At 50.5% G+C, this 14,198-nt stretch carries 17 protein-coding genes; 4 read left to right on the forward strand and 13 right to left on the reverse strand.

Going from position 1 to position 14,198, the window contains the following annotated elements:
- Positions 1–24: 24 nt before the first annotated feature.
- Together mcbR and curA are read right to left on the reverse strand one after the other, a co-directional pair.
- Positions 25–690, reverse strand: coding sequence for a colanic acid/biofilm transcriptional regulator McbR (gene mcbR / locus D9741_RS09925; protein WP_130219316.1), 666 nt, complete (start codon positions 688–690; stop codon positions 25–27).
- Between the two features lie 198 nt (positions 691–888).
- Positions 889–1,926, reverse strand: a complete 1,038-nt coding sequence (curA, locus tag D9741_RS09930; RefSeq protein WP_130219314.1) for an NADPH-dependent curcumin/dihydrocurcumin reductase — start codon at positions 1,924–1,926, stop codon at positions 889–891.
- Between the two features lie 180 nt (positions 1,927–2,106).
- Here curA and mddA point away from each other — a divergent pair, with 180 nt between their 5' ends.
- Positions 2,107–2,625 (forward strand): L-methionine sulfoximine/L-methionine sulfone acetyltransferase, encoded by a 519-nt coding sequence (gene mddA / locus D9741_RS09935; RefSeq protein WP_130210195.1) that lies wholly within the window; start codon positions 2,107–2,109, stop codon positions 2,623–2,625.
- Positions 2,622–3,071, forward strand: a complete 450-nt coding sequence (locus D9741_RS09940) for a DMT family transporter (RefSeq protein WP_130219312.1) — start codon at positions 2,622–2,624, stop codon at positions 3,069–3,071. The genes mddA and D9741_RS09940 overlap by 4 nt, the downstream gene beginning before the upstream one ends.
- On the opposite strand, the gene ydcY is transcribed toward D9741_RS09940, so the two are convergent.
- Complete coding sequence (ydcY, locus tag D9741_RS09945) at positions 3,072–3,305, reverse strand: DUF2526 family protein YdcY (RefSeq protein ID WP_130219310.1); 234 nt, start codon at positions 3,303–3,305, stop codon at positions 3,072–3,074.
- Between the two features lie 85 nt (positions 3,306–3,390).
- A complete protein-coding gene (locus tag D9741_RS09950; protein WP_130219308.1) occupies positions 3,391–3,564 on the reverse strand; it encodes a GhoT/OrtT family toxin in 174 nt (57 codons plus the stop codon).
- Between the two features lie 194 nt (positions 3,565–3,758).
- Here D9741_RS09950 and yncL point away from each other — a divergent pair, with 194 nt between their 5' ends.
- Positions 3,759–3,854 carry a stress response membrane protein YncL gene (gene yncL / locus D9741_RS09955; RefSeq protein ID WP_074399477.1) on the forward strand — a complete coding sequence of 32 codons (96 nt, stop codon included), beginning with the start codon at positions 3,759–3,761 and terminating at the stop codon, positions 3,852–3,854.
- Positions 3,855–3,952: 98 nt separating this feature from the next.
- Here the strand turns inward: yncL and patD are convergent, their stop codons facing one another.
- The 8 genes from patD to D9741_RS09995 all read right to left on the reverse strand — a co-directional run bounded on the left by patD (position 3,953) and on the right by D9741_RS09995 (position 11,668).
- Positions 3,953–5,377, reverse strand: coding sequence for an aminobutyraldehyde dehydrogenase (gene patD / locus D9741_RS09960; protein WP_130219306.1), 1,425 nt, complete (start codon positions 5,375–5,377; stop codon positions 3,953–3,955).
- Between the two features lie 21 nt (positions 5,378–5,398).
- A complete protein-coding gene (locus tag D9741_RS09965) occupies positions 5,399–6,193 on the reverse strand; it encodes an ABC transporter permease (protein WP_000555458.1) in 795 nt (264 codons plus the stop codon).
- On the reverse strand, positions 6,183–7,124 hold the full coding sequence (locus D9741_RS09970) for an ABC transporter permease (protein ID WP_001251315.1): 942 nt from the start codon (positions 7,122–7,124) through the stop codon (positions 6,183–6,185). The genes D9741_RS09965 and D9741_RS09970 overlap by 11 nt, the downstream gene beginning before the upstream one ends.
- Positions 7,125–8,138 (reverse strand): ABC transporter ATP-binding protein, encoded by a 1,014-nt coding sequence (locus tag D9741_RS09975; protein WP_130219304.1) that lies wholly within the window; start codon positions 8,136–8,138, stop codon positions 7,125–7,127.
- A gap of 17 nt (positions 8,139–8,155) precedes the next feature.
- On the reverse strand, positions 8,156–9,301 hold the full coding sequence (ydcS, locus tag D9741_RS09980) for a putative ABC transporter substrate-binding protein YdcS (protein WP_130219302.1): 1,146 nt from the start codon (positions 9,299–9,301) through the stop codon (positions 8,156–8,158).
- A 241-nt stretch (positions 9,302–9,542) separates the two neighbouring features.
- On the reverse strand, positions 9,543–10,952 hold the full coding sequence (locus D9741_RS09985) for a PLP-dependent aminotransferase family protein (RefSeq protein ID WP_130219300.1): 1,410 nt from the start codon (positions 10,950–10,952) through the stop codon (positions 9,543–9,545).
- Between the two features lie 79 nt (positions 10,953–11,031).
- Entirely contained in the window at positions 11,032–11,448 is a 417-nt protein-coding gene (gene hicB, locus D9741_RS09990; RefSeq protein WP_130219336.1) for a type II toxin-antitoxin system antitoxin HicB, read from the reverse strand.
- Positions 11,449–11,491: 43 nt separating this feature from the next.
- Positions 11,492–11,668, reverse strand: a complete 177-nt coding sequence (locus D9741_RS09995; protein WP_130219298.1) for a type II toxin-antitoxin system HicA family toxin — start codon at positions 11,666–11,668, stop codon at positions 11,492–11,494.
- Positions 11,669–11,889: 221 nt separating this feature from the next.
- Between D9741_RS09995 and D9741_RS10000 the strand changes: the two genes are divergently transcribed.
- Positions 11,890–12,120, forward strand: coding sequence for a YncJ family protein (locus tag D9741_RS10000; RefSeq protein ID WP_130219296.1), 231 nt, complete (start codon positions 11,890–11,892; stop codon positions 12,118–12,120).
- Positions 12,121–12,213: 93 nt separating this feature from the next.
- Here the strand turns inward: D9741_RS10000 and rlhA are convergent, their stop codons facing one another.
- Positions 12,214–14,175, reverse strand: coding sequence for a 23S rRNA 5-hydroxycytidine C2501 synthase (gene rlhA / locus D9741_RS10005; RefSeq protein ID WP_130219334.1), 1,962 nt, complete (start codon positions 14,173–14,175; stop codon positions 12,214–12,216).
- Between the last annotated feature and the right edge of the window lie 23 nt (positions 14,176–14,198).

Genomic DNA, 14,198 nt, shown 5'->3' on the forward strand with positions numbered 1-14,198 from the left:
CCGGTATTTGCCGGGCGTTTTTATTTAACGGCTGTATTGCTGGCACAACATAGCAACGTTTTTTTGCATAATTTCAGCAAGACAATGTCTGCATCCCTCTTTGTCTTTTGCTTTTAACGCGGCGAATAGTACATGATAGCTTTCTATACGCTCACGTAATTCCGCTGGATTAATCGCTTCATAAAGATAATGTAAACCAGGTCCCATCCTGACCCATAATTGTTCAATAATTTCACACAGGATGGGCATATTTGAGCGATGGTAAATCGCTAAGCGGAATAGTCTGTTTGCATTAATGAGTTGTTCCATATCGCCATTTTCTTGCGCCTGCTGTAATTTCTCGAGCAATTCCTGTAGTTCCGCTATGTCTTGCGAGGAAATGTTTTCAACAGCCTGGGCAACTGCCATTAATTCCAGTTCGTAGCGGATCCGATTGATTTCGTCTAATTGACTTTGCCTCACTTCCGGTACTGTAAATGCTTGTGCAGGTGCGACAGAGAGCGCATTAACCGAAACCAGTCGTAATAGTGCTTCACGTACAGGTGTAATACTCATGCCTAATTGCTCCGCCAGATTTTTAGTGATCAAGCGTGCGCCAGGTTTCAGTGCGCCAATACTAAGCTGATGTTTTAGGTCGTTCTCAACCTGCATAGTCAAACTGATATGCGGTATTTTTTCCGTTCCAGGCATGTTATTTCCTTCACGTGTATTCGTTCCAACTCTGCCGGTATAGCAGAAGTCGTTTACCTGGTGTATGAAGCTGAATAATCATTATCCACTCATCTTTATTGTTATTAGCCGTCGAACAGTGATGTGGTTAGTTAATTAAAGCTGGAAATAAGATTTTTGCCTGGATTTTTGTGGCGGCTTTACGCCGCCGTCGTATCTTTAGTCATCACCCGCGACGCGAATAACAACTTTACCGAAGTTTTTGCCGTTCAGCAGGCCAATAAACGTCTGTGGGGCGTTCTCCAAACCGTTGGTAACTTGTTCACGATAGTGAATTTTTCCCTCTTTTACCCACTGCCCCATCTCTTGCTGAAACTCATGGATGCGGTGTCCATAATCCTGACTAATAATAAACCCTTGCAAGCGAATGCGTTTTTTCAGCACTGTTGCCATCAACAGGGGTAAACGATCCGGACCGGACGGTAGTTCTGTGGCGTTATAGCCGCTCACTAAGCCGCAGACGGGAATACGCGCGGATGTATTAAGTAAAGGTAGCACTGCATCAAACACCTTCCCGCCAACGTTTTCATAATAGATATCAATCCCTTTCGGACACGCTTTCGCCAGCTGCCCGGCAAAATCATCCGCGTGGTGGTCAAGGCAAACATCGAAGCCCAGCACCTCGGTAGCATGGCGGCATTTTTCCGCGCCACCGGCCACCCCAACTACCCTACAACCTTTAAGTTTTCCGATTTGCCCCACCGTCGCACCCACTGGTCCTGTCGCCGCAGCTACCACCAACGTTTCGCCCTCTTTGGGCTGACCGATATCCAGCAGGCCCATATAAGCGGTAAAGCCTGGCATCCCCAGCACACCCAGCGACCACGATGGATTTTGCGGATGATCGCCAAGTTTCACCAAATCATCGCCACTGGATATGTCATAGTCCTGCCATCCACTGTAGCCCAGCACCCAGTCGCCAGGCTGATAATCAGGATGATTCGACTCCACAACACGGCTCACCGTACCGCCGACCATCACCCCGCCAATATCAACGGGCGGAGAATAAGATGGCTCATTGCTCATACGTCCACGCATATACGGGTCCAGTGACAGATAAACTGTACGCAGTAACACCTGTCCTTCACCCGGTGTGGCGACATCATCTTCTTCAAGACGGAAATTCTCCGGAACCGGCGCGCCATGCGGACGCGAGGCCAGAACCCAACGGCGGTTACGCTGCTTTTGTTGCCCCATAATGCTCTCCTGTGCTTTTGGCATGAATCCATCAATAGTAGCAGGCTCACGGGATTGGTTTTGTTTGCAGCCGTCACATCCCCTCTGCGACACGTGATAATTTCATCAAGGAATCCGTTGCTTCGGGCTGTTTTCGATAGTATTGATAACATCATCATCAATATTTAATCGAGGCCAGACATGTCCATCCGTTTTGCCTGCAAAGCCGATTGTGCTGCTATTGCGGAAATTTATAACCACGCCGTGTTGTATACGGCGGCTATCTGGAATGACCAAACAGTGGATGCAGATAACCGCATTGCCTGGTTTGAAGCGCGGACTTTAGCAGGTTATCCAGTGCTGGTGAGCGAGGAAAACGGCGTAGTGACTGGTTATGCCTCGTTTGGCGACTGGCGTAGTTTCGATGGTTTTCGCCATACCGTGGAACATTCGGTTTATGTCCATCCAGATCATCAGGGCAAAGGTCTTGGGCGTAAATTGTTAAGCCGATTGATCGATGAAGCGCGGGATTGCGGGAAGCATGTCATGGTCGCCGGGATCGAATCGCAAAATCTGGCCTCGCTGCATCTCCACCAGTCTCTGGGATTTGTCGTCACCGCACAAATGCCGCAGGTAGGTACTAAATTTGGTCGTTGGCTGGATCTGACATTTATGCAGTTGCAACTCGACGAGCGCACTGAACCGGACGCGATTGGATGAATCAGTCGCTCACCCTTGCCTTTTTGATTGCCGCCGGAATTGGCCTGGTGGTGCAAAACACGCTGATGGTGCGCATCACCCAGACGTCCTCAACCATTCTCATCGCCATGCTGCTGAACTCCCTGGTGGGGATTGTGCTATTCGTCTCCATTTTATGGTTTAAACAAGGGATGGCAGGGTTTGGCGAACTGGTTTCCAGCGTGCGCTGGTGGACAGTGATACCTGGCTTGCTGGGATCATTTTTTGTCTTTGCCAGTATCAGCGGATATCAAAACGTTGGCGCGGCAACGACCATTGCAGTACTGGTCGCCAGTCAGTTGATTGGAGGGCTGGTGCTGGATATTTTGCGTAGCCATGGCGTGCCATTACGGGCGCTGATCGGCCCAATTTGTGGCGCAATTTTACTTGTGGTTGGCGCCTGGTTGGTGGCCAGACGCTCGTTTTAATCACACGATAGTGCCGCCTTTGGTTAACTGTTCGTGGCGAGCTTCCATATCTTCTTTATGCTTACGCCCGTGATGAGCGATTGCTGTACGCAGACGTTGCTGCTGAGTGTAACGTTCTTCCCGACTTAACTCTGCGTCATCGCTCAGGGCGATTAATAATTCGTTCATATGGGCAATGACGCTCTCATCAATCGCTGCATCCACGCGTGCGATGACCTCTTCCAGATGCGACATACTTTCTCCTTAGCCACTTGTGAAAATTATCGATTCTCCCAAATGATATAAGTCTGCGTTGTGCCGTCAAGCTAGTGCTCAAGATTTAAAACAGCGAAAACAGCAGCGCCACTGGAAAACTCATCGGCCAGGTCACCGCCACCAGGAAGGCGCTCAGAAAACGAATGTGCTTCTTCTCGTGGGAAAGAAACCAGGTAATAACAAACGCGATAGCTGCCATAACAGCATAAAAAACAAGCAGGTATTGATAAAGAGACATGTACGGGCGTCCAGCCAGAGGAATAAAACGCGCGCAAATATGCGTTATTTTTTGATGTACATCAAGTTTTACAACCCATTTGAGATATTTCCATAACCCGGGAGCTGCCCTTGTCCATCTTCAGAATGAGTATTATTGCGGATTTACTTAACCCGTACTATACACATAGGGGCTATGACAAAAGGTGGCAAAATATGAATGTTTCCAGTAGAACTGTTGTGCTTATAAATCTCTTTGCTGCTGTTGGATTGTTTGCTCTTATCTCTATGAGATTTGGTTGGTTTATTTGATGTAGCGATATTGCACGCAGTACACACTGTCAGAGAGATATCAACTCTCTGACAGTGCGTTAGATCTTCTCACACTCTCCCTGGCTACAATATTATCCTTAATGTTTAACCATTACGTGGCGGACAACGGTGTAATCCTCCAGCCCATAAAGTGACATATCCTTGCCGTAACCTGAAAGTTTCTGACCACCGTGCGGCATTTCACTTACCAGCATGAAATGGGTATTGACCCACGTGCAGCCATATTGCAGACGTGCACTAACGCGATGCGCCCGACCTACATCTTTCGTCCACACTGAAGAGGCTAAACCATACTGGCTGTCATTTGCCCAGTTCACTACCTGTTCTTCATTATCGAAGACAGTCACGCTCACCACTGGACCAAATACCTCTCTTTGAACGATAGCATCTTGTTGCAACGCGCCTGCCAGCAGCGTCGGCGCATAGTAATAACCGTTACCTTTTCGTTTCTCCCCGCCGGTGATCACTTTAATGTGTCCCGTCGCTTTCGCCTCTTCCACTGCTTTGCTGACGCGGTCGAGATGAGCCTGGGAACTCAACGGCCCCAGTTCTGTTGATTCGTCATCCGGCGCGCCCGATTTCAAGGTTGCGACAGCGGCGCCGAGTTTTTCCACCAGCGCATCGTAAATGCCTTTTTGCGCGTAGATTCGACAAGCTGCGGTGCAATCCTGCCCTGCGTTGTAATAACCAAACGTGCGGACACCTTCAACCACAGCTTCAATATCAGCATCATCAAAAACAATGACCGGCGCTTTGCCGCCTAACTCCATGTGGGTGCGCTTAATGGATGGCGCGGTATGGCTGATGATGTGCTCACCGGTGGCGATAGACCCCGTCAGCGAAACCATGCGCACTTTTTGATGCCCGGTCAGCGGATTGCCCACGGTCTGGCCCCGGCCAAACAGTACGTTGATCACGCCCGGCGGGAAGATATCTTTCGCCAGCTCTGCCAGTTTTAGTGCGGTCAGCGGCGTGATTTCTGATGGCTTCAGTACCACGCAGTTCCCCGCCGCCAGTGCCGGAGCCAGTTTCCATGCAGCCATCATCAATGGGTAATTCCAGGGGGCAATAGAAGCCACAACGCCCAGCGGATCGCGGCGGATCATCGAAGTATGTCCCTCGAGATATTCTCCTGCCGCCAGACCATTCAGACAGCGCGCCGCACCGGCGAAAAAGCGAAAGACATCGACAATCGCCGGGATTTCATCATTGAACGCACTATGCAGCGGTTTGCCACAGTTACGGGACTCCAGTTCGGCAAAAACCTGACCATTTTCTTCGATAACATCAGCCAGTTTAAGCAGGCATTCTGCGCGCACCTTCGGCGTGGTTTGCCCCCATTCGGCAAATGCTGCATCTGCCGCGCGAACAGCAGCATCCACCTGTTCTGCCGATGCCTCGGCAATCTCCAGTAAAACGTCCTCCGTTGCCGGATTATAGACAGGCTGTTTTTCCCCTTCGCCGCTAACCAGTTCTCCGTTAATCAGTAACTTATGTTGCATAGCATATTCCTGTATCAGTGGTTATTGACCATTGTCGCCTTCGCGGGTTAGCCACCAGGCCCCCAGGATCGGCAAGGTTGTTACCAACATAACCAGCAGTGCCACCACGTTGGTTACCGGTACATCACGTGGTCGCCCAAGCTGATTGAGCAACCACAACGGTAACGTTCGTTCATGACCTGCCGTAAAGGTCGTAACGATGATTTCATCGAACGACAAGGCAAACGCCAGCATCCCTCCTGCCAGTAGCGCCGAACTAAGATTCGGCAACACCACATAACGAAAGGTTTGCCAGCCATTGGCCCCAAGATCCATTGACGCCTCAACCAGACTCCACGAGGTGCGGCGAAAACGGGCGATGACATTGTTAAACACCACCACTACGCAAAAAGTCGCATGACCGACGACGATGGTGAAAAAGCCAGGCTCCAGATTGATGGTTTTAAACGCGGTTAATAGCGCCAGACCCGTGACAATGCCCGGCAGCGCAATGGGCAGCAGCAGTAACAGCGAAATGGCGTTTTTGCCGAAAAAGTCTCGTCGCCACAGCGCGGCAGCTGCCAGCGTCCCTAACACCAGCGCAATTAATGTCGCCAGCGCCGCCACTTTAAGTGACAGTGTCACGGCATCAAGAATATCACTACGCTGTGCTGCCACGCTAAACCAGCGCAGCGTCAGGCCTTGCGGTGGAAAACTAAACGCCGCATCTTCAGTGTTAAACGCATAAGCGGCGATAATCAGGATGGGAAAATGTAGGAAAACCACGCCGCCCCAGGCCGCCAGTTTGAGGAAAAACGGTGCGCGTTCAGAGTGCATCGAACGCTCCCAGACGTTTCACGAACGCCAGATAGAGTGCGATAAGGACTATCGGCACCAGAGTAAAAGCCGCAGCCATCGGCATATTGCCAATCGCCCCCTGCTGGGAATAAACCATATTGCCGATAAAATATCCTGGAGGGCCAACCAGCTGCGGGACGATAAAATCGCCCAGTGTGAGTGAGAAGGTAAAGATAGAGCCAGCGGCAATACCCGGGATCGCCAGCGGCAGCACCACATAGCGAAAGGTTTGCCGTGGACGCGCGCCAAGATCGGCCGACGCCTGCAACAATGACGGCGGCAAACGCTCAAGCGCCGCCTGCACGGGCAGGATCATGAACGGCAGCCAGATATAGAGAAACACCAGAAAGCGACCTAGCCCGGAAGTTGACAGCGTATTACCACCCACTGCCGGTAGTGTGAGAAATGCCGTGAGTAGTGGCTCCAGCCCCAGATGTTGTAAAAACCACTGCGCCACACCGTCTTTAGCCAGCAATAAGGTCCAGGCATAGGCTTTAACAATGTAGCTTGCCCACATGGGCAACATCACCGCAATGTAAAAGAACGCTTTCATTTTGCCGCTGGTATAGCGCGCCATATACCACGCCATCGGAAAGGCCAGAATGGCACTGGCGATAGTGACTGCCACAGCCATTGTCAGTGTGCGAAGAATGATGTCGTAATTCGCCGGATTAAACAGCGCACGAATATTCGCCAGCGTCAGTTCCGGCGTTACCGACATGGTGAAATCGTCAAAGGTATAAAAGCCCTGCCATAACAACGTCAGCAGCGAGCCGAAATAGACGATACCAAACCACATTAGCGGGCCAAGCAGCAGCAAAAACAGCCCCAGCCCCGGATTCCGCCAGAAGAAACCGGACACCTTACCCAGACCTGGACGTGAAGGTGATTGCAATACGTTCATCGCCATTCACCTCTCCTCAACCAGCGGCACCATCACATCACGCGCCCAGGAAACCATCACCTGTTGACCAGCCGTGAGCGTGTTGGGTAAGTCTTCGCCCGTTACATTTGCCTGGCTAACCAGCAGTTTTTCACCGCTGTTAAGTTTCAGTTCAAAACGTGTGGTTGCCCCCTGATATTGCACCGCCTGAATCGTGCCATTGGCCTGCACTTCACCTGGTGTATTCAGGCGAATATGTTCCGGCCTTAGGGCAAAACAGCCCATCATGCCGCAAAGATTCTCGGCCATTAGCGGATCAAAAACGTTGGATGTCCCGACGAATCCCGCAACAAACGGCGTGCGCGGGCGCATATAGAGATCGCGCGGAGAATCGACTTGCTCAATGCGTCCATTATTGAAAACCGCCACACGATCGGACATCGATAACGCTTCGCCCTGATCGTGGGTAACGAAGATAAAAGTGATACCGAGAGACTGTTGCAGTTTTTTCAGCTCAAGCTGCATTTGTTCGCGCAATTTGAGATCCAGCGCGCCGAGCGGTTCATCCAGCAACAACACGCGCGGTTCGTTCACCAGTGCTCTGGCGATGGCGACTCGCTGGCGCTGACCACCAGAAAGCTGTGACGGTTTACGTTGCTGTACAAACCCCAACGCCACTTTCTCCAGCGCCTCTTGCGCCATTGCGTACCGCTGCTTTTTATCCACGCCTTTAACCATTAGCCCGTAGGCCACATTCTCGAGAATCGACATATGGGGAAACAGCGCGTAGTCCTGGAAGACGGTATTCACGTCCCGCTCCCACGGCGGTAGATTACTGGCTGGTTTGCCGAAGATAGCAATCGCCCCGCCGGAAAGCTGTTCGAAGCCAGCAATCAGGCGCAGGCAGGTGGTTTTGCCGGAGCCGGATGGTCCCAGCATAGAGAAGAACTCACCATCTTTTATCGCAATACTGACGCCATCTACCGCGCGCACGTCGCCGTACAACCGCGAGACGTTGTCAAACTCCACTGCGTACGTCATATAACACCCCAGCGAAGTTAGCGACCGCCCATAATGGCAATGAAATCCTGCGTCCAGCGACTGTAGGGAACAAACTTGCCCCCTTCGGCTATAGGCGTTTTCCAGAAGGCAATTTTATCGAAATAGTTAAAGCCGTTGGTTTCACAACCTTTATCGCCCAGCAACGGACTGGCTTTGCAGCCTTCCGGTACTACCGGCAGCGAACCAAACCAGGCCGCTACATCGCCCTGCACCTTCGGCGTTAATGACCAGTTCATCCATTTGTAGGCGCAAACCGGATGTTTCGCTTCGCTATGTAGCATGGTGGTGTCTGCCCAGCCGGTAACGCCCTCTTTCGGGAAGACGGTGGCGATCGGTTGGCCTTCGCCTTTCAATGCGTTGGCCTGATACGGCCAGGCGCTGGAGGCCACCACGCCCTCGTTCTTGAAATCGCTCATTTGCACGCTGGTGTCATGCCAGTAGCGATGGATCAAGCCATGTTGATCGCGCAGCACTTTCAGTACCGCCTGATATTGTTGTTCGGTGAGTTGGTATGGATCGGAGATACCCAACTGCGGCTGAGTCGCTTTGACGAACAGCGCAGCATCCGCAATGTAGATAGGGCCGTCATAAGCCTGTACGCGGCCTTTATTACTCTGACCGTCCGGTAGATTCTGCTCAACAAAAACCACTTGCCAGCTATCTGGTGGTGTCGGGAAGGTTTTGGTGTTGTACATCAACAGGTTCGGACCCCATTGATATGGCGTGCCATAGACTTTGCCGCCCACGTTAAACCAGTCGCCTTTAACCACGCGCGGATCGAGCGTTTTCCAGTTGGGAATCAATGCAGTATTAATCGGCTGCACGCGTTTACCCATAATCAAACGCAGCGAGGCATCGCCGGACGCCGTGACCAGATCGTAACCTCCTTTGGTCATCAGGCTGACCATTTCATCGGAAGTCGCCGCAGTTTTCACATTGACCGCGCAACCTGTTTCTTTTTCAAATTGCGTCACCCAGTCGTATTGTTTATCGGTTTGTCCGCGTTCGATGTATCCCGGCCAGGCGATAATATCCAGTCGTCCTTCCGGTTTATCTAAATTGGTAGGCTGTTCGGCGGCGTGGGCGGTCATTAATGTCATGGTAAGCGCACACAGGCTGCTGCGGGCAAATGTCTTGCTCATAAAGTCTTACTCCTGTTGTAATTAATTGTTCAGCCGCCGTGCCGTAAAAATATCTCCTTGTTTAACCATAGTCGGCGGCTTGCAGGCGCACCCTCGCCCCCGAGAAAATTTAATCAGGATGTGAGCTAACGCGCATTATGGCGTTTGAGAAGCTATCTTCTGGAGTATAGACAAGGGGTTAGGAAATATAGCTTCTATTCGAAATTCATATTACCCAACCTGAGAGAAATTAAATGAGGATCTATTTCAGGTATTCTTTAATAAGGTGACCTAATTGTTTAACCGCTTGTTCTTCGCGCTCGCCCCACTGCCATGCAGTATTAAAACGGAAAAAACGTGACCAACTTTCGCCAGTAGAAAACATTTTACCCGGCGCAATACTGATGTGATGCGCCAATGCCTGAACGCTTAATTCACCCGCATCTAACGGTTCGGGAAGCTCCAGCCAGAGAAAATAACCGCTGTCATTGTGATGAATTTTGACTTCCGCAGGCAGATAACGCAGCAGCGCCTGCCAGGCACGTTGTTTACGTTCCGCAAGCTGGCGACGTAGACGACGAAGATGGGCATCGTAACGGCGAGTAGAAAGGTAATCCACCAGCGCAAGCTGCATCGGTGAGCTGGTGGAAAGCGTACTCATCAACTGCAAGCGTTGAATTTTACGTGCATGTTTTCCGGCGGCGACCCAACCAATACGAAAACCAGGCACCAGACATTTCGAAAACGAAGAGCAATGCAAAACGCCATCGTGGCGATCCCACGCTTTCGCAGGCAGCGGTTTTTCCCGACCAAAGTAAAGCTCACTGTAAACGTCATCTTCAATTAACATCACGTTGTACTGATTGAGCAACTCTACCAGCCGCGCTTTTTTCTGTGGCGTTAAGGTAAATCCGAGTGGATTCTGGCTATTAGTCATCAGCCAGCAGGCTTTGACCGGATACTCCTGTAACGCCAGTTCCAGCGCCTGAAGATCTATCCCTTCTTTAACGTCCGTCGCCACCGATAACGCTTTAAACCGTAGCCGCTCCAGCGCCTGCAACGCACCGTAGAAACAAGGATTCTCGACAATCACCCAATCGCCCGGTTCGGTTACCGCTTGCAAACTGAGGTTTAATGCCTCTAACGCCCCGGCGGTAATGACAATTTCATCAGGAGAAATAGTGATGCCTTGTAAGGCATAGCGACGAGCAATAGCCTGACGCAGTTCTGCATTCCCTGGCGGCAAGTTTTCAATCACGCTCATCGCCGTGGCGATTTTACTCACCTGCGCCAGTGAGCGGTTCAGTTGCTGTAGCGGAAACAGGTGCGGATCGGGAAAGGCTGAAGCAAACGGTACTACCGACGGATCGCGACTGGCCTGCAACATGTCAAAAATATAGGTGTTAATATCGACCGTTTCATCACGCGTTACCGGAATAGCAGGTGCCTGCGGTGATTTCACCGTGCGCGGCGCAACGTAATAACCTGATTGCGGCCGCGCAATAATATACCCCTGACTTTCGAGCAACTGATAAGCATGACCGACAGTCATAAAGCTCATGCCAGAAAGCGCAACCTGTTCACGTAGAGAAGGCAGGCGGTCGCCGGGTTGCCAGATGCCTGACGCAATTTGCTCACGTAATAGTTCTGCGAGCTGCTGGTATTTTTTCATTAATTGGATCGTTATTATGTGCAGGTGATCCGGCAGTCTATATCAGTTGTTAAAAATGACAACTTTACGTTAACTGTAATTAAACCATTACCAGCGATAACTCTTTGCCCAGGGCTTTAGCCGCAAGCTGGACGGCGTCGATTTTTGTCGCATGATGCAAATCAAACAAGCGAGTGATCTCCTGCCTGGGTTTACCAATCCGCCTCGCCAGCTCTTGCTGGGTGATATCTGACTGTAAAAAAGCATTTAACAGCAATACCTTAGAAGCGACACTTAAAGGCACTTCAATAAAGTGATCGTTGTTATTTAATGGCGAAGGTAACGGAATTAGCTCGTTATCTTCAAAATAAAAATCAAATGCGGTGAGTAAGGCATCTTTTGCTGCTTCCATCGCTTCAGCAACAGTTTCTCCCTGCGTTAACGCTTCAGGGATATCTACAAAAGAAACCACATAACCGCCTTCCGGCGCAGGTGTAAGAGTGACGGGATAACGCATAATTTTGACTGTCTCTCGCATGTCATTAACCTTCTGATGGCGATTAATTTAAACCGAGTTGTTTCAGGATTGCTTTACGCAATGGTTCTTTGATCTCGTCACTGAGGTGACGCGGCATGACACTACGTCGCCCCTGAAACCTGAGTTTCAAATGGTTGCTGCCATTCGCCACATCGACGCCCTGAGATTCGAGCCAACGTCTGAACTCGCTTTGTTTCACATCGCCTCCCTGCCGCTGAGTATATCAACAAAGTAAACATTAATGTTTACCTCCTTTTTTAATTTGCTCGAAAATAGCACTAATTCGCCGCAATGGTGGAAAGCAGTGCCAAATCAGGAAGGCAGGTTCCAGAAATTCTTTGCGCTAATTTGCAAAACAGAATAATAACTCAAAGAAACTATCGGCATCATAGCGGCAAAGTGTAATAAACGGGTGGCGGGATGTTTACGAAAGCGTTATCAGTTGTCTTATTAACTTGTGCGCTGTTCTCAGGACAGCTCATGGCGGGACACAAAGGACATGAATTTTTGTGGGTGAAGAATGTGGATCATCAACTACGTCATGAAGCGGACAGCGATGAATTGCGTGCTGTGGCGGAAGAGTCGGCGGAAGGTTTGCGCGAGCATTATTACTGGCAAAAATCACGCAAACCAGAAACGGGACAACGTTGAGTCGTTTGTTGCCGGATGCGGCATGAACGCCTTATCCGGCTGACAATATCATGCAGACTCAATGAGTTGTGAATACCCCTGAAAGCTTGCGTTTTATCCTTTCCGCTTCGGCAATGTTTTCAGCAGATCATCCGGGCTTACAGATGCGACAACGCTTCCCGGTAACGGCATTTTCAGAATGTGATTTTTGATTTTACCGATGACGTGCATCTCACACGGGCGGCAATCAAACTTCAGCGTTAGTACTTCATCACCGTTAACCAGTTGCATCGGCGTTGCCTTCCAGCTTTTAATATTACCTTTCGCCTGTTTCGGACACAGATTGAAAGCAAAGCGCAGGCAGTGTTTGGTGATCATCACCGGGACTTCACCCTTCTCTTCATGCGCTTCATACGCCGCATCAATCAGTTGTACGCCATAGCGATGATAGAACTCGCGTGCTTTATGGTTGTAGACGTTAGCAAGGAAGCTCAAATGCGTTTGCGGATAAACCGGCGCAGGTTCAGCAACCGGTTTACGACTGCCGCGCTGGTAGCTGGCAAGACGAGCAGCATCCAGCATTTCGACGGCTTCACGGCGGAACTGATTTAACAGACTGTTTGGCACAAACAGCGCCCCCGGCAAATTAATTTGCACATCACGGGCGTAATAGATGGTTTGCCCCAGTTTTGCCAGGCCATCTTTCAGGTTATTCAGCGCTTTTTCGGCGTTATTCGCTTCGTCGAACTGCCCATCCAGGGTATGAGTGATGCTCACGCCCTCTTCGCTGGTTAACGTCAGAATGAGTTGTTCTTGCCAGCCACCCAGTTCAATGTCTACCGCTACCCGACGCTCGCTGGAGGTTTTCGTCAGTGCCTGTTGCCAGTTATGGTCAAGGTTACGGTTAAGCGGATGATGTGGGCGAATTTTATGCAAATCTGCTGGCATTTCATTTGGCCAGACGCGGTAGTGATTTTCTCCGGTTTTCTCTACCGTATTGGCGCGAAAGCCAACCACTTCACGTTTAATCATTACGTTCAGGCCATCGCCATTTGCCAGTGGCTCGGTGACAGCAACATCGAGATGATCTTTCGCCACTTTCAATACTTCACCCACCGGCAGGCCGATAAATTTCGGCGAATCGAACGCGCCAATGTCACCTTTCCGCGCGTTAACAAAGTAGTCTGTGCTACCACGATGGAAGGTTTTTTCTGTCGAAGGCACAAAGAAATGTTCAGTACGACCTGATGAAGCACGAGCCAGATCGCCGCGCTCTTCAATAATGGCATCCAGCATCTGGCGATAATGGGCGGTGATATTCTTCACGTAGCTCATATCTTTGTAACGCCCTTCAATCTTGAAAGAACGCACGCCCGCATCGATCAACGCGCCCAGGTTGGCAGTCTGATCGTTATCTTTCATCGACAGCAGATGTTTTTCATAGGAAACCACCCGCCCCTGATCGTCTTTCAACGTGTATGGCAAACGGCACGCCTGGGAGCAATCACCACGGTTGGCGCTACGTCCCGTTTGTGCATGAGAAATGTAGCACTGACCTGAATATGCCACACACAATGCGCCATGAATAAAGAACTCAATAGTCGCGTCCGTGGCCTGATGAATCGCACGAATCTGCTCCAGGTTAAGCTCACGCGCCAGCACAATCTGGGTAAAGCCAACGTCAGAGAGGAACTTCGCTTTCTCTACAGTACGAATATCACACTGCGTACTTGCGTGCAGTTCAATCGGCGGAATATCAAGTTCCAGAATCCCCATGTCCTGAACAATCAGCGCATCGACGCCTGTCTGGTAAAGATCGGTAATCAGTCGTTGCGCCGGTTCCAGTTCGTCGTCATGCAAAATGGTGTTAAGCGTGACGAAAATTTTTGCACCATAACGATGGGCAAATGGCACCAGTTCGGCGATATCTTTCAGACTATTACTGGCGTTATGACGGGCACCAAAACCAGGGCCGCCGATATAAACAGCATCGGCACCGTGCAAAATAGCTTCGCGGGCAATGGCGGCATCGCGTGCCGGGCTTAACAGTTCAAGACGATGAGAAGATACGGTCACTTTCTTATCCAGTAGCTGAAAAA

It is taken from the genome of Escherichia sp. E14V7 (assembly GCF_004212225.1).
Taxonomy (GTDB): domain Bacteria; phylum Pseudomonadota; class Gammaproteobacteria; order Enterobacterales; family Enterobacteriaceae; genus Escherichia.

Bases quoted from the DNA above. Each gene is read 5' to 3' on its own strand.
- mcbR (WP_130219316.1), bottom strand. From the start codon at position 690: ATGCCTGGAACGGAAAAAATACCGCATATCAGTTTGACTATGCAGGTT.
- curA (WP_130219314.1), bottom strand. From the start codon at position 1,926: ATGGGGCAACAAAAGCAGCGTAACCGCCGTTGGGTTCTGGCCTCGCGT.
- mddA (WP_130210195.1), top strand. From the start codon at position 2,107: ATGTCCATCCGTTTTGCCTGCAAAGCCGATTGTGCTGCTATTGCGGAA.
- D9741_RS09940 (WP_130219312.1), top strand. From the start codon at position 2,622: ATGAATCAGTCGCTCACCCTTGCCTTTTTGATTGCCGCCGGAATTGGC.
- ydcY (WP_130219310.1), bottom strand. From the start codon at position 3,305: ATGTCGCATCTGGAAGAGGTCATCGCACGCGTGGATGCAGCGATTGAT.
- D9741_RS09950 (WP_130219308.1), bottom strand. From the start codon at position 3,564: ATGTCTCTTTATCAATACCTGCTTGTTTTTTATGCTGTTATGGCAGCT.
- yncL (WP_074399477.1), top strand. From the start codon at position 3,759: ATGAATGTTTCCAGTAGAACTGTTGTGCTTATAAATCTCTTTGCTGCT.
- patD (WP_130219306.1), bottom strand. From the start codon at position 5,377: ATGCAACATAAGTTACTGATTAACGGAGAACTGGTTAGCGGCGAAGGG.
- D9741_RS09965 (WP_000555458.1), bottom strand. From the start codon at position 6,193: ATGCACTCTGAACGCGCACCGTTTTTCCTCAAACTGGCGGCCTGGGGC.
- D9741_RS09970 (WP_001251315.1), bottom strand. From the start codon at position 7,124: ATGGCGATGAACGTATTGCAATCACCTTCACGTCCAGGTCTGGGTAAG.
- D9741_RS09975 (WP_130219304.1), bottom strand. From the start codon at position 8,138: ATGACGTACGCAGTGGAGTTTGACAACGTCTCGCGGTTGTACGGCGAC.
- ydcS (WP_130219302.1), bottom strand. From the start codon at position 9,301: ATGAGCAAGACATTTGCCCGCAGCAGCCTGTGTGCGCTTACCATGACA.
- D9741_RS09985 (WP_130219300.1), bottom strand. From the start codon at position 10,952: ATGAAAAAATACCAGCAGCTCGCAGAACTATTACGTGAGCAAATTGCG.
- hicB (WP_130219336.1), bottom strand. From the start codon at position 11,448: ATGCGTTATCCCGTCACTCTTACACCTGCGCCGGAAGGCGGTTATGTG.
- D9741_RS10000 (WP_130219296.1), top strand. From the start codon at position 11,890: ATGTTTACGAAAGCGTTATCAGTTGTCTTATTAACTTGTGCGCTGTTC.